Here is a 13,781-nt window from a genome sequence, read left to right as displayed (position 1 = left end):
ACAGGAACAATCGATGGAACCAATGCATTGGCAATACATGGGAGCGCTCGGCGGCGTGATCGGGATCGGGTGGCTTGTCGTGGTGCCGATGTACCGCGGGTGGACCTCGCTGAACACGCGCATGACGGCGCGCGTCAGGGCTTCGAGCACGCTGCTGGCCGAGTGCGACGGCGCACGGCCCGCGACGCAGGGGCCGACCCTGCGCTGAGGGCATCGCGTAGGACGGCGCGACATCTTGTGTCTATGCGTGGCACCGAACAGACGCCGCGTGTCTGCGCCGGTCAGAGTGGACTGCGTGGCCATCTTGGCTGCCTACCACTCAAAGGAAACGCCATGAAATATGCCATCCCCTCCCTCCTGCTGCTCGCGACATTCGGACTGGGCGCATGCACCGGCCCCATGGGCCCGCAGGGAAGCCAAGGCAACACGGGCTACACGGGCGCCAAGGGCGCAACCGGCAACCAGGGCAACACCGGCTACACCGGCGCACAGGGCGAGACCGGCAATCAAGGAGACACGGGGGCGACGGGGAATCAGGGCAACACCGGCTACACCGGCGCACAGGGCGAGACCGGGAACCAGGGCAACACCGGCGCGACGGGTGCCAGGGGGAATACCGGCAGCACGGGCAACACCGGCCGCATGGGTTCGGGCGGCAGCACCGTGGTGGTCGTGCCGCCCACGCGCTGAGTCATCGATGTCGCATCCACCGTTCTTTCATGAAGCTTCGGGCTCCGTGCGTTTCTGGGTGCTGGTCGATGGACAGTTGCTGGGCGCGAGCATCGGCAAGGAAACCTTGCACCACTGCTTCCGGCCAGGCGCCGTCGGCGACCAGCCGCTGGAGACCTACACCAGCCACGCACCGGATATCGATGCCGCCGTGCGGCGGCGGGTGGCCCAGGGCTCGGCCGAGCCGGTGATGCTGCGCGAGTTCGACCTGCACGAGCCGATCGGCAAGGGCATCGAATAGCGCGTGCGCCTCATCCCATCAGGCGGGCGTAGGTGTCCAGGTTGGCCCGATAGCAGCCGCAGGCCAGAGCCTCCAGCCCCGCGCGGTCGATGACCGTGATGACGCCGCGCCGATAGTCGATCAGGCGCCGCAACTGCAAGGCGGTCGCCGCATTGGTGATGCCGACCCTGCGCACGCCCAGCATGTGCGCCAGGAAGACATGCGTGAACGCCAGGTGCGGCGAGTGCGCGCAATCCTCGGCCGTCAGCAGCCAGCGCGCCAGGCGTTCCTCGACCCGGTGCAGGCGGCTGCAGGCACCGGAGCGGCCGGACTGCAGGAGAAGCACGCACACATACCGGTTCAGCACGCGCTTCAACGCCGCGCTCTGCCTGAGCTCCTGCTGCAGCGACTTCGCCGTCAGGCGCCATGCCATGCCGGCGCCCTGCACCAGCGTTCGAAGCCGGGCCTGGCTCACGTCGAACGCCAGCTCGTAGCCGAAGGCGCCTTCGTTGCCGATCATCTCGGTCTGAAGGCCCTCGTGACCGTCCACGGTGGCGACCTGCGACACGAAAGCGCTGGTCGGGAAGTGGATGTGACGCAGGGCGTCGCCGGGTTCGCAGAGAACCTGCGACACGGCCAGCGAGACGTTCTCGCATCGGCCGAGCAGGCGCTCCCTGTCCCTGGCCGGCAATGCTTCGAGCAGGCGGTTGAAAGCGGGACCGATCGGTTCTGAAATCACCCAGTCGCCTTCTCGAGGATCAGGCGCGGGAATGCGCTTGCACGGCAGTCTTGCCCACTGCGCGGTCTGCGTCTGTGCGCGGGCGCACGAAGGTGCTCCTGGGCGTCAAAAGGAACCGGCTCAGGTGGCGGTTTCGCGCGGCAGCAGGCGATCGGTTTCGCGCTTCACCACTTCATAGCACTCGCAGACCTGCCGTTCGAGGCCCGGCCGATCGAGCACGGTAATGTGGCCGCGCGCGTACCGGATCAGGTCCAGCCGCTGCAGCTTGCCGGCTGCTTCCGTCACGCCTTCACGGCGCACGCCGAGCATGTTGGCGATGAGCTCCTGCGTCATGACCAGTTCATTGCCGGGCAGTCGGTCGAGGCTCAGCAGCAGCCAGCGGCAGAGTTGCTGCTCCAGCGAATGGTGACGGTTGCAGACGGCCGTCTGCGACATCTGCGTGATCAGCGTCTGCGTATAGCGCAGCAGCAGATGGAGCAACGGTCCTCCCCGTTCGACCAGTTCCTTGATCTGCCCGGCGCTCAGGCGAAACGCGTGCCCCGCGCTTTGCACCACCGCACGGTTCGGCGTGCTGCCGCCGCCCATCAGCAGCGACACGCCGACCATTCCCTCGAAGCCCACGACCGCGATCTCGGCCGATTGGCCGTTCTCGAGCACGTACAACAGCGACACGATGCAATCGGTCGGGAAGAACACGTACTCCTGGATCACACCCGATTCGTAGAGCACCTCGCCCAACTTCAGCGGAACCAGCTCGAGCATCGGCGTCAGGCCGGTGCGCACGTCGGAAGGCATGACCGCCAGCAGGCCGTTGTGCCTCGAAGCGGAGCGCAGGGAAGAAGGGTGTGGAGTCGATGCCATGGGAGCAGGGAGTCGGGAAGTGCCGATTGTCGCCAGCGACTGTAGTCGCGTCTGTGCGTTGCCGTACCAACCAGCGCGCCGAAATTCGCCGCTGTCGGTGTGCTACCGCACGGTGAAAGCCGGGTGCGGGCGGTACCGTTGCAGTTCATCTTCAACCGAACGGAGTCGCACCATGACCCCCGCAATGACTCCATCCGAACTCGCCGCGGACGCGCTGGTCCGCGCCTACCTGGACGGACGCACCATGAGGCCGATCCTGCATGGCGCGGTCGTGTCGGTGGTCGCAGCGCGGCTGGACAGCGGCAAGCTGCCGATGCTCGACGAGATCCTGCGCGCGGACATCGACCATCAGGCCTCCGCGTCGCGGAGCGAGTTCGCCCTCGGCATGACGGTTGCGGGCGCCGAGGCTTCGAGGACGATCTGAGCGGACCGGCGCTGCGGCAGCGGTCCGTCCGCCCCTCAGCGTGCCGGATCTGCCAGCGGCTTTTCCTCGCGCCCGTCCGGATGCCGCGCGAAGCGCGCCGGGTCTCGGCCATGCACCGGTGCGTGGTCGGGCCACGGCCAGCCGCCGAACTCGGTGCGGCGGAACTCGGCCATCGTCTGTGCGATCTCGGCCTGCGTGTTCATCACGAACGGGCCGTACTGCGCCACCGGCTCGCCGATCGGCCGGCCCTGCAGCACCAGGAATTCACTCGCCTCGTCGCCGTTGACCAGTTCGACCGCGGCATCCGCGCGCAACTCGATGGCGGCATGGCCGTCCACCGCCTGGCCGGCCACCGACACCGAGCGGCCCTTGAAGAAGTAGAGGCTGCGGCGCGTGCCCTCGCCGGTCGCGGGCGGCACGGTCCAGCGCGCGCCCGCTTCCATCCGGATCGTCCAGATCGCGAGATCGGCGTCGGGCTGCGAGGCCCATGAATCGGGCGGCGGCGCCAGCGGGCCGCCCTGGCCCGGCTCGCCGTCCACCGGCGCGATGCGCCCCGCGATGCTCGCGACCTCGGTGCGGCGGCCTTCGCCATCCGTCGCGGTGAAGCGCGGGATGTCCTCGGACCAGAACATCGTGAAGTGCGGCTCGGCCATCTTGCTGCGCGCCGGCAGGTTGAGCCAGATCTGGAACAGCTCCAGCGGATTCGGCGCCGCCGCGTCCAGCAGCGGGAACATCTCCGAATGGACGATGCCCTTGCCGGCCGTCAGCCACTGCACGTCGCCGCCGCCGAAGCGGGCTGCCGCGCCGAGCGAATCCGAGTGGTCGATCAGGCCCTTGCGCACGATGGTCACGGTCTCGAAGCCGCGGTGCGGATGCCCCGGAAAGCCCGGCACCGGGTGGCCGTGGTACATGCTCCAGCCGTCCTTGCGGCTGAAGTCCTGGCCCAGGTCGCGTCCTGCCAGCGAGGCGTCGGGGCCCATCGCGGCATTGGCCTTCGGGTAGGCGTCGTCGTGGTAGACGCAGAAAAGGAACGGATCGATCGTTTCCCAGGGGAAGCCGAGGGCCTTGATCTGAGGGATGGGGCTGGTGGTGGTCATGGCTTGCAAATGGGGGTGAAAGCGCCGCCCGAAAGAGCGACAGCCGGAACGCACTGGCCTGCGAATGGAACGCTGAAGGCCGACATCGCCGCGGGCTGAGTGCATGCCGCCGCCGACGGGCTGGCATGCGAGTTGCATCATTCGTAGAACTACCGATTGTCGATTGTTCGACAATTCGTACACTCCCCGACTCATGACCGACGCCGATCCCGTCCTCCGCATCCAGGCCCTGCACAAGCGCTTCGGCGATCACCACGTGCTGCGCGGCATCGACCTCGACGTCCAGCGCGGCGACCGCATCGCCATCATCGGGTCGAGCGGCTCCGGCAAGAGCACGCTGCTGCGCTGCCTCAATTTCATGGAGATGCCGAGCGCGGGCCAGATCATCCTCAAGGGGCAGCCGATCGGCCGGCCGGCCGGGCGCGACGGCGAGATGCGCTATGGCCGTTCGGAACTGAGCGACATGCGCAGGCAGGTCGGCATGGTGTTCCAGCAGTTCAACCTGTTCCCGCACATGACGGTGCTGCAGAACGTGATGGAAGGGCTCGTCACCGTCAAGCACATCGCCGCGCCACTGGCGCGCGAGCAGGCCCTCAGGCAGCTCGGCAAGGTCGGCCTCTCGGACAAGGCGGATGCCTACCCGGGCCATCTCTCCGGCGGCCAGCAGCAGCGGGTCGCGATCGCCCGCGCGCTCGCGATGGAACCCGAGATGCTGCTGTTCGACGAGCCGACTTCTTCGCTCGACCCCGAGCTGGTGGGCGAAGTGCTCGCCACCATCCGTGACCTCGCCGAGGAAGGGCGGACCATGCTGCTGGTCACGCACGAGCTCGGCTTCGCCTACCACTTCGCCAACAAGGTGGTGTTCCTCGCCGACGGCCTGCTGCACGAAAGCGGCACGCCCGACGAGGTGCTCAAGCACCCGAAAGAGGAGCGCACGCAGCGCTTCCTCGAGCGCTTCACCGCCTTCCGCTTCTGAATCCCGATCCGACCGATACAGCCCAGGAACCCCATGCAAGCCGCCAGCACCCCTTCGACCACCAGCTCCCAGGCCTACACGCCCGATGCGCGCAACGACGCGGTGCGGGTCTATCTCAACGGCGAGTTCGTGCCGCGCAACGAGGCCACCGTGTCGATCTTCGATGCCGGCTACGTGTGCGGCGACGGCGTCTGGGAAGGCGTGCGGCTGGTCGACGGCCGCGTCGTGTCCTTCGACGCCCACATCGAGCGCCTGTTCGACGGCGCGCGTTCCATCGCGCTCGACATCGGCAAGACCCGCGCCGAGGTCAAGCAGCTGGTGATCGACACCTTCGTCCGAAACGGCATGCGCGACGGCGCGCACGCGCGGCTGATGATCACGCGCGGCGTGAAGAAGACGCCCAACCAGGATCCGCGCTTCATCATCGGCGGCGCCACCATCGTCTGCGTGGCCGAGCACAAGGTGGTCACGGCCGAGGCCAAGCAGCGCGGGCTCCGGCTCTTCACCTCGACGATGCGCTGCAGCGCGCCCGACGTGTTCGACCTCAGGCTCAACTCGCACAGCCGGCTCAACCTGATCCAGGCGCTGATCCAGGCGATCCAGGCCGGCGCCGACGAGGCACTGATGCTGGATCCGCACGGCTTCGTGTCGAGCTGCAATTCCACCAACTTCTTCGTGGTGCGCCGCGGTGCGCTGTGGACCTCCTCGGGCCGCTACTGCTTCAACGGCATCACGCGCGCGACCCTGGTGCGCCTCGCGCGCGAAGCGGGCATCGAGGTGCACGAAGGCGACTTCACGCTGGCCGAGGTCTACGCGGCCGACGAGGCCTTCGTCACCGGCACGCTGGCCGGCCTCACGCCCGTGGCCTCGGTCGATGGGCGCGCACTGCCGCCGGGGCCCGTGATCCAGCGGCTCGATGCGCTGTATCGCCAATACATCGCGCGCGCCGACGACGTCCACTGGCCGCTGGACCGGCCCGCCTGAGCGCGCGAACGTGTGCGCGCATTCTTTCAACCCGCTCCCTCCACCACAGGAAACCCCATGAACGCCAAGACCTCTTTCCAGCGCCAGCGTCGTGCCCTGACCCTTGCGCTCGGCGCATCGCTTTCCCTCGCGAGCCTCGGCGCCGCTGCGCAGACCGCCACGTTGCAGAAGGTCAAGCAGTCCGGCGAGCTGCGCATCGGCGTCGCGCCCGGCGATCCGTGGTACTACCGCGATCCCTCGTCCGGCCAGTGGACCGGTCTCGGCGTGCTGCTCGGCGAGCAGGTCGCCAAGGACATGGGCGTGAAGATGACGCCGGTCGAAACCACCTGGGGCAACTGTGTGGCCGCGCTGCAGGCGGGCCAGATCGATGCGATGTTCGTGCTCGACGCCACCGACGAGCGCAAGAAGGCGGTCGACTTTCCGAGCAACCCGCTGCTCTGGTACGCACAGGGCGTGCTCGCGAAGGACGGCCTCGTCGCCAGGAACTGGTCCGACCTCGACAAGCCCGAAGTCCGCATCGGCGTCGCACTCGGCACCGCGACCGACCGCGACCTCACCAAGCGCCTGCCGAACGCCAAGATCGAGCGCTTCACCAACACCGACGAAACGGTGGCCGCCTTCATGACCGGCCGCGTCGATGCCATCGGCTTCTATCACCCGGCGCTGGTGATCGCCTACTCGAAGATCCGCAAGGGCCGCGTCCAGGTGCCGCAGCCCGTGGTCGCACTGCCCACCAGCGTGGGCATTCGGCGCGAGGCCGACCCGGGCTTTCGCAACCAGCTCGACACCATCATCGGCAAGCTCTACGCGTCGGGCCAGACGCAGGCGCTCTATGGCCAGTACCTCAAGACCAAGGGCATCGACCCGGCGACCGTGCCGGGCGTGATGAAGGAAACCCTGGGCCAGTAGCGGCACGAGAGCGGGTGCGACGGCATGAACTACCAGTGGGACTTCAGCGGCGTCTGGTCGCACCGCGACATGCTGCTGGCCGGGTTCGCCGGCACGCTGAAGATCGCCGCGGTCGCGATCGTGCTCGGCGTGGTGTTCGGCGCGCTGCTCGCAGCGCTGCGCCTGTCGGGCCGGGCGTGGCTTGCGAAGCCGGCGCTGTGGATCATCGAGTTCTACCGCAACACGCCGCCGCTGGTGCATTTCTTCTGGGCCTTCTATGCGCTGCCGGTGCTCATCGGTGTGAGCCTCGATCCGTACGTCGCGGCCGTCATCGCGCTGTCGACCCAGTCGGGTGCCTTCTTCGCCGAGGTGTTCCGCGGCGGATTGGTGTCGATCGAGCGCGGCCAGTGGGAGGCTGCGCGCGCCATCGGCATGGCCTCGCACCAGGCGCTGCGGCGCGTGGTGCTGCCGCAGGCCCTGGCGCGCATGCTGCCGCCTTTCATGGAGCGCTCGTTCGAGCTCATCAAGACCACCGCGCTCGCCTCGACGCTCGCCTATTCCGACCTGCTCTACCAGGCGATGCAGGTCAACTCGATCACCTTCCGCCCGCTGGAGGTCTACACCGTGGTGGCTGCGATCTTCTTCCTCACGCTGCTGGCGCTGAGCGTGGGCGCGCGGCTGCTCGAACACCGGCTCGCCGTCTCGACGCGGCCGATGGGGAGCTGAGGCATGGAATTCACCTGGGACTTCTCGGCCGTCCTGCAGAACTGGCCCGTGCTGCTCAAGGGCATCGGCGTCACCGCGGGGCTGTGGGCGGTGGCGTTTCCGTCGGCGATGCTCATCGGCCTGGTCGTCGCGCTCGGCGCGCTGTCGAAGAACCGCGCGCTGGGCGCGGCCACGCGCGGGTACATGGAGTTGTTCCGCAACGTCCCGGTGCTGATTCAGCTCGTGTGGTTCTTCTATGCGTTCCCGATCGTCACCGGCTGGCAGCTGAGCCCCTTCGTCGCGGCGCTGCTGGCGCTGATGCTCAATGCCTCGGCCTACTGTTCCGAGATCTTCCGCGGCGGCATTGCCTCGCTGCCGCGCGGCCAGTGGGAGGGCGCGCGCGCGATCGGCATGCAGCCGGCGCAGGTGCTGCGCCGCGTGGTGCTGCCGCAGGTGTTCAAGCGCATGCTGCCTGCCTTCACCAACCGCGGCATCGAGCTGGCGAAGAACACCTCGATCGCATCGGTGATCGCCGTGCACGAGCTGATGTACCAGGGCCGCGCGCTCAGCGCCGCCTTCTACCGGCCGCTCGAGATCCTCACCGCGGTGGCTGTGGTGTACTTCGTCCTCATCTATCCGGGTGCCTACCTTGCGAGCCGGATAGAAAAGCGCCTCGCCCTGCGCGGGAATTAGATGATTCACCCCCAGGCTTGCCCACTTCGTGTGGCCGCTCACCCCCTCTCCGGGGGCAACACCAGCGGCCCGGCAAGGCCGGTTCCGCGGTGTTCCAGGCTTGGGCCTCGCGTTTCACGTGTCGCGCGTCGTGCGAACCTGGTTGAACTCTCGATATGAAAACTCTCCCCGACTTCGCACCCGCGCCCTCTGCCACGCGGCGGGACTACGTGGCCCAGACGCTGCGCAGCGCCATCCTCACCGGCAAGATCGCGCCCGGCACGCAGCTGATCGAAAGCCACTTCGCGACCCAGTTCGGCGTCAGCCGCGGGCTGCTGCGCGAAGCCATCCGCGAGCTCATCGAAACCGGGCTGCTGGTCAACCGTCCCTATGCCGGCACCTATGTGACCGACATCGACGAACAGGCCATGAGCGATGTCTACGAAGTGCGCCGCATCATGGAAAAGCAGGCCTTCATCCGCCTCTGGCCGCAGCGCGACGACGCGTTCCGCAGCGAGATGGCCGCGCGCTATGAGGCACTGGCCGACGCAGCGAGAAGCAACGATCTGCAGCGCGAGAGCGCCGCCGAGGCGCACTTCCACGGCCTGGTCTACGAGCGCTGCGGCAACAAGCTGCTGCTCGACGTGTGGGGGCAGCTGACGCAGAAGATCCAGCTCGGCTTCACGATCTGCCAGCTCACGCACGCGCCCAAGCCCGACTTCGCGGAGAACCATCGGCTGTTCATGACCCTGGCCACGGGCGACGACCTCGATGCGATGCTCGAGGAACTGGACCGGCACCTGCTGCGCGGGCTGGCGACCATCCGTCACGCGCTGCGCGACCTGCCGCAGCGCGCCTGAGGCGCCGCCGCACCGGCCGGTCGGCCGGCTGATCAGGCCTGCGTGTCGTCGTGTCTTCCGATGGCTATCGGCAGGCGCGGGAAAAATGAAGGGCGGCTCGCGCTGGATGGCGCGCAGGGTCAGTGATGATGCCCGTGATCCCCATGCACATGCCGGTGCGCGATCTCCTCCTCGGTCGCGGCGCGCACGCCGGTCACCGTCATGCTGAACTTGAGCGCCTTGCCCGCGAGCGGGTGGTTGCCGTCGAGGATCACCTGCGGGCCCTTGATCTTCATCACGGTGAAGACCTGCGGCTCGCCTTGATCGTTGCGGCCCTCGAGCTGGCCGCCGACCTTCACGCCGGGCGGGAAGTCGGCCTTCGAGATGGTCCGCACCAGGGATTCGTCGCGCGGGCCGAAGGCGTCTTCGGGCTGCAGTGCGAGGGTGGCCTGGAAGCCGGGCTCCTGGCCTTCCAGTGCGGCCTCGATCTTCGGGAAGGTGTTGTCGTAGCCGCCGTGCAGATAGACCATGGGGTCGCTGCCCTGCTCGATGAGTTTGCCGGTGCCGAGGTCGGCGACCTTGTAGCGAAGGGTCACGGCGGTGTCTTTCAGGATTTTCATGGGCTGTTCGGATGGGAGACGCAAAGGCCGCCATTTTCCGTCGAAGCGCGAACGCGCCCCGGCCATCGCCGCCTTCCGACGCCTGTAGGCGCGCATGACGAGCGCACGGCGGATGAAAGCGGACAGCGTCTGCGTCCAAAGGACCACGCCGTTCCGGGCCAGGGCCCGCTGGCCGCCGCGCGCATCCGCTCCTACAACTCAAGGCCATAGGAGAGCCGCATCATGGACAACATCAACTCGGTTCCTGCCGGCAACGTGCGTGGCTTCGAATGCTTCGGCCCCAACGGCAGCGTCGTTTTCTGCACCGCGCAGGGCGAAGCCCTCTTCTGGCGTTCGCTGGGGTACGTGGTGCTGCACATGTGCCACTCGGGCTTGTAGGCCGGTATGCGCATCCCGATCCGCACCGTGCCGCCGACGCAGGATCCCGGCATCGTCATCGAATGCATCCGCGCCTGCGTCTGGGCAACGGTCGAAGGCCGGCCCTTCTGCGCGCTGCGCGCCGGGCCTTCGACGGCGCCGCCGTTCCCGCGCATTGGTGACATGGTGCCCGTGCCTTAGCCCTGTTGGAGCCCGCGCGGCCGGGCAGACTCGACGAAGTCCCACAAGGCTGCGCGGTGTGCACCGATGGCCCGGGCCGGCCGCGCAGGCGAAGGTCCGTACGCGATTGAACGGAGTCTTCGTGAACCATCCGCCCCTGCCCGCGACGCCTGACATCGCGGTCCCCGCCGCCAGCCAACGCTGGTGGACCCAGCTCGGGCCGGGCCTGATCACCGGCGCGGCGGACGACGACCCGAGCGGCATCGCGACCTACTCGCAGGCCGGCGCGCAACTCGGCTACGGCGTCGGCTGGACGCTGCTGCTCGCCTATCCGCTGATGATGGGCATCCAGCTCGCCAGCGCGCGCATCGGCCGCGTGACCGGCAAGGGCCTCACCGAAACCTTCGCGCGCTTCTGTCCGCGCTGGCTGGTGGCCTCGCTGGTGACGCTGCTGCTGGTCGCCAACGTGATCAACCTCGGCGCCGACCTGAGCGCGATGGGCGACTCGGCCGCGATGGTGGCGTCCGGGCCGGCGGGCGCATACGCGCTGGGCTTCGGCGCGCTGTCGCTGGTGCTGCAGGTGTTCCTGCCCTACGAGCGCTATGTGCGCATCCTGAAGTGGCTGACGCTCTCGCTGTTCGCCTATGTGGGCGTGGTGTTCTCGGTGCACGTGGACTGGGCGGCCGCGATGAAGGGCACCTTCGCGCCTTCCTTTCAATGGAACAGGGACTACGTCACCACCATCGTCGCCATCCTCGGCACCACCATCAGTCCCTACCTCTTCTTCTGGCAGGCCTCGCAGGAGGTGGAGGAGATCAACCGCGTGCCGGAAGACCATCCGCTGCGCATCGCGCCGGAGCAGGCGCGGCGCCAGTTCCGGCGCCTCAGGCTGGACACGGCGATCGGCATGGGCTTCTCGAACCTGATCGCCTTCTTCATGATCACCGCGACCGCCGCCACGCTGCACGCGCACGGCCTGACCCACATCGAGACCACGAAGCAGGCGGCCGAGGCGCTGCGCCCGATCGCCGGTGACGCCGCCTTCGTGCTGTTCGCGCTCGGCATCCTCGGCACCGGCATGCTGGCGCTGCCGGTGCTGGCCGGCTCGGCGGCGAATGCGGTGGCCAGCTACTTCCACTGGCGCAAGGGGCTCGACCTGCCGCTGGCGAAGGCGCGCAGCTTCTACGGCATCCTCGCGTTGGCGATGGTCGTCGGGCTCGCCATCAGTGTCTCGGGGTTGAATCCGATCTCGGCGCTCTACTGGGCGGCGGTGATCAACGCGGTGATCTCGGTGCCGGTGATGGTGGCAGTGATGATCGCCGCCACCAGCACCCAGGTCATGGGCAAGATGGTACTGCCCGCCAAATGGCGGGTCGCGGGTTGGCTGGCCACGGCGGCGATGGCGGCCGCGTCGGTGTCGCTGTTGATCGTGTCGATCGCCTGAGGCGCGCGATGAACAGGGCATGGACCGGTTTCCCGCGACGCCATCCGGTCTGGACCGGCGTCGCGGTCGCGCTCGTGCTGCTCGTGCTGCTGTTCGACTGGAACTGGTTCCGGCATCCGCTGGAGCGCTACATCTCGCAGAAGACCGAGCGCACTTTCCGCATCTCCGACCTGCACGTCACGCTCGGCTGGACGCTGACGCCGACCATCCGCATGCGCGACGTCTACTTCGGCAACGCGGCCTGGTCGAAGGAGAAGGCGATGGCGCAGATCGAGACGCTGGAGTTCTCGGTCTCGCTGCGCGACCTGCCCGGCAAGGTGCTGATCCCGCGCGTCGCGCTCACCCATCCCGAGCTCGTGTTCGAGCGGCAGCCGGACGACCGCAAGAACTGGATCCTCTCCGACCCTTCCGACAAGTCGCCGAGCAAGCTGCGCATCGGCACGCTGTCGGTGGACCAGGGCCGTCTGCGCTACATCGACTACGGCATGCCCTTCTCGATCGACATCCAGGGCAGCACCTTCGACCCGGCCACCCAGGCGCAGGTGAAGGATGCCAAGGCCAAGCCGATCAACGACCGCTACACCACGCAATACGACTTCAAAGGCAAATACCACGACGCCGCCTTCTCGGGCACGGCGCTCACCGGCGAGGTGCTCAGCTTCCAGGAGTCGGGCGTGCCCTTTCCGCTCAAGGGCAGCCTGGTCGCGGGCACGACGCGCGTCGATGTCGAAGGCACGATCGCCGACGCCGACAACATCTCGGCCATCGACACGCAGCTGCGCATCCGGGGCCGCACGCTGGCCAACCTCTATCCCTTCCTCTTGCTGCCGCTGCCGGCCTCGCCGCCGTACGAACTGCAGGGCCACCTGATCCTCAAGGGCAAGACCTACACCATGGACGACCTGGCCGGCAGGATCGGCGCGACCGACGTCACCGGCCATGGCACCTATGTCGACAAGACGCCGCGTCCGCTGCTCACGGCCGACCTGCACAGCAAGCTGCTCAAGCTCGCCGACCTCGGCCCGCTGATCGGCGTGCAGACCAGGGAGAGCGGCGGCAAGCCCGTCGCCTCGCAGGCCCAGACCCGCAACCGTCCCGCGGCCAAGGCGACCGAGCAGGCCACCGACCCCGATCATTTGCTGCCCGCAGGCAGCTTCGACGGCAGCCGGCTGCAGAAGATCGATGCCGACGTCAGCCTCGACGCGGCCCGGCTCGAGATGCCCAACGCGCTGCCGCTGGAAAGCATCCACGCCTCGCTGCATCTGCATGATTCGATCCTCAAGCTGACGCCGCTGGACTTCGGCTTCGCCGGCGGCACCATCGCCTCGCAGGTGCTGCTCGATGCGCGCGAGCCGACGCTCAAGTCCGAGCTGCAGGCGAACTTCCGCGGCATTCGCGTCGACCGGCTGGTGCCCGACAAGGAAGCCATCGCGCAGGGCGCAGGCACGGTCGGCGCGACGATCGAGCTCAAGGGCACCGGCAACTCGATCGCCGACGCGGCCGCGAAATCCAATGGCCGCATCGCCGCCGCGATCGCCGGCGGGCGCATCTCCAACCTGCTCGACGCGGCGAGCTCGCTCAACGGCGGCAAGGTGCTCGAGCTGCTGGTCGGCGGCGACAAGACGATCGAGGTCAACTGCGGCGGCATGGCCTTCGACATCAAGGACGGCCAGGGCACGTCGTCGCTGTTCCTGATCGATACCGAGCAGACCCAGATCCTGGGCAGCGGCACTTTCGACCTGGCGCGCGAGCGCTTCGACTTCACCATCGCGCCGAAGCCCAAGCGCGTGGGCATCCTCTCGCTGCGCACGCCGGTGCGGCTTTACGGCAGCTTCCGCAAGCCGGACTTCCAGATCGAGAAAGGCCCGCTGCTCGCGCGGGCCGGCGGCGCGCTCGCACTGGCGGCCGCGGCGCCGTTCGCCGCGCTGTTGCCGCTGATCGAGACCGGTCCCGGCGTCAACACCAACTGCGCCGCCGTCGAGCGGCAGGTCGGCGGTGCGCAGAAGCAGGCGAGGGCGGCGGCGAAGAAAAAGAAATAGCCGCCGC

General features: G+C 68.0%; 18 protein-coding genes. 14 read left to right on the top strand and 4 right to left on the bottom strand.

The window, feature by feature from the left end:
• Nucleotides 1-13 precede the first annotated feature (13 nt).
• From E5P2_RS27380 to E5P2_RS27370, 3 genes are all read left to right on the top strand, one after another.
• On the top strand, nucleotides 14-208 hold the full coding sequence (locus E5P2_RS27380; protein ID WP_162570223.1) for a hypothetical protein: 195 nt from the start codon (nucleotides 14-16) through the stop codon (nucleotides 206-208).
• Between the two features lie 125 nt (nucleotides 209-333).
• Complete coding sequence (locus E5P2_RS27375) at nucleotides 334-690, top strand: collagen-like protein (protein WP_174262704.1); 357 nt, start codon at nucleotides 334-336, stop codon at nucleotides 688-690.
• 7 nt (nucleotides 691-697) lie between these two features.
• A complete protein-coding gene (locus E5P2_RS27370) occupies nucleotides 698-970 on the top strand; it encodes a DUF1488 family protein (RefSeq protein ID WP_162570222.1) in 273 nt (90 codons plus the stop codon).
• A 10-nt stretch (nucleotides 971-980) separates the two neighbouring features.
• Here the strand turns inward: E5P2_RS27370 and E5P2_RS27365 are convergent, their stop codons facing one another.
• Together E5P2_RS27365 and E5P2_RS27360 are read right to left on the bottom strand one after the other, a co-directional pair.
• The gene (locus E5P2_RS27365; protein ID WP_232077351.1) at nucleotides 981-1,688 is read right to left on the bottom strand and encodes a Crp/Fnr family transcriptional regulator; all 708 of its coding nucleotides are present in this window, start codon (nucleotides 1,686-1,688) and stop codon (nucleotides 981-983) included.
• Nucleotides 1,689-1,808: 120 nt separating this feature from the next.
• Nucleotides 1,809-2,549 (bottom strand): Crp/Fnr family transcriptional regulator, encoded by a 741-nt coding sequence (locus E5P2_RS27360; protein WP_162570221.1) that lies wholly within the window; start codon nucleotides 2,547-2,549, stop codon nucleotides 1,809-1,811.
• A gap of 172 nt (nucleotides 2,550-2,721) precedes the next feature.
• Here E5P2_RS27360 and E5P2_RS27355 point away from each other — a divergent pair, with 172 nt between their 5' ends.
• Nucleotides 2,722-2,973: a hypothetical protein gene (locus E5P2_RS27355; RefSeq protein ID WP_162570220.1), complete on the top strand. Its 252-nt coding sequence runs from the start codon at nucleotides 2,722-2,724 to the stop codon at nucleotides 2,971-2,973.
• Between the two features lie 35 nt (nucleotides 2,974-3,008).
• Here E5P2_RS27355 and E5P2_RS27350 read toward each other — a convergent pair whose 3' ends face one another.
• Nucleotides 3,009-4,070 carry a pirin family protein gene (locus E5P2_RS27350; protein WP_162570219.1) on the bottom strand — a complete coding sequence of 354 codons (1,062 nt, stop codon included), beginning with the start codon at nucleotides 4,068-4,070 and terminating at the stop codon, nucleotides 3,009-3,011.
• Between the two features lie 193 nt (nucleotides 4,071-4,263).
• Here E5P2_RS27350 and E5P2_RS27345 point away from each other — a divergent pair, with 193 nt between their 5' ends.
• The 6 genes from E5P2_RS27345 (at nucleotide 4,264) to E5P2_RS27320 (ending at nucleotide 9,155) form a co-directional block, all read left to right on the top strand.
• Entirely contained in the window at nucleotides 4,264-5,046 is a 783-nt protein-coding gene (locus E5P2_RS27345) for an amino acid ABC transporter ATP-binding protein (protein WP_162570218.1), read from the top strand.
• A gap of 33 nt (nucleotides 5,047-5,079) precedes the next feature.
• Entirely contained in the window at nucleotides 5,080-6,030 is a 951-nt protein-coding gene (locus E5P2_RS27340; RefSeq protein WP_162570217.1) for an aminotransferase class IV, read from the top strand.
• A gap of 57 nt (nucleotides 6,031-6,087) precedes the next feature.
• Nucleotides 6,088-6,939 (top strand): transporter substrate-binding domain-containing protein, encoded by an 852-nt coding sequence (locus tag E5P2_RS27335; protein WP_162570216.1) that lies wholly within the window; start codon nucleotides 6,088-6,090, stop codon nucleotides 6,937-6,939.
• Between the two features lie 24 nt (nucleotides 6,940-6,963).
• Entirely contained in the window at nucleotides 6,964-7,644 is a 681-nt protein-coding gene (locus tag E5P2_RS27330; RefSeq protein WP_162570215.1) for an amino acid ABC transporter permease, read from the top strand.
• Between the two features lie 3 nt (nucleotides 7,645-7,647).
• Complete coding sequence (locus tag E5P2_RS27325; RefSeq protein ID WP_162570214.1) at nucleotides 7,648-8,316, top strand: amino acid ABC transporter permease; 669 nt, start codon at nucleotides 7,648-7,650, stop codon at nucleotides 8,314-8,316.
• A 155-nt stretch (nucleotides 8,317-8,471) separates the two neighbouring features.
• The gene (locus tag E5P2_RS27320; RefSeq protein ID WP_162570213.1) at nucleotides 8,472-9,155 is read left to right on the top strand and encodes a GntR family transcriptional regulator; all 684 of its coding nucleotides are present in this window, start codon (nucleotides 8,472-8,474) and stop codon (nucleotides 9,153-9,155) included.
• 119 nt (nucleotides 9,156-9,274) lie between these two features.
• Here E5P2_RS27320 and E5P2_RS27315 read toward each other — a convergent pair whose 3' ends face one another.
• A complete protein-coding gene (locus E5P2_RS27315; RefSeq protein ID WP_162570212.1) occupies nucleotides 9,275-9,754 on the bottom strand; it encodes an FKBP-type peptidyl-prolyl cis-trans isomerase in 480 nt (159 codons plus the stop codon).
• Between the two features lie 222 nt (nucleotides 9,755-9,976).
• Here E5P2_RS27315 and E5P2_RS37910 point away from each other — a divergent pair, with 222 nt between their 5' ends.
• The 4 genes from E5P2_RS37910 (at nucleotide 9,977) to E5P2_RS27305 (ending at nucleotide 13,774) form a co-directional block, all read left to right on the top strand.
• Complete coding sequence (locus tag E5P2_RS37910) at nucleotides 9,977-10,132, top strand: hypothetical protein (RefSeq protein ID WP_232080868.1); 156 nt, start codon at nucleotides 9,977-9,979, stop codon at nucleotides 10,130-10,132.
• A 6-nt stretch (nucleotides 10,133-10,138) separates the two neighbouring features.
• Complete coding sequence (locus E5P2_RS37905) at nucleotides 10,139-10,312, top strand: hypothetical protein (RefSeq protein WP_232077347.1); 174 nt, start codon at nucleotides 10,139-10,141, stop codon at nucleotides 10,310-10,312.
• 121 nt (nucleotides 10,313-10,433) lie between these two features.
• The gene (locus tag E5P2_RS27310) at nucleotides 10,434-11,735 is read left to right on the top strand and encodes an NRAMP family divalent metal transporter (RefSeq protein ID WP_232080867.1); all 1,302 of its coding nucleotides are present in this window, start codon (nucleotides 10,434-10,436) and stop codon (nucleotides 11,733-11,735) included.
• Nucleotides 11,736-11,743: 8 nt separating this feature from the next.
• Nucleotides 11,744-13,774 (top strand): AsmA family protein, encoded by a 2,031-nt coding sequence (locus E5P2_RS27305; RefSeq protein ID WP_162570211.1) that lies wholly within the window; start codon nucleotides 11,744-11,746, stop codon nucleotides 13,772-13,774.
• Nucleotides 13,775-13,781: the final 7 nt, after the last annotated feature.

This window comes from Variovorax sp. SRS16, from assembly GCF_901827165.1.
GTDB lineage: Bacteria > Pseudomonadota > Gammaproteobacteria > Burkholderiales > Burkholderiaceae_C > Variovorax.
This window is presented reverse-complemented; position numbering and strand designations above follow the sequence as displayed.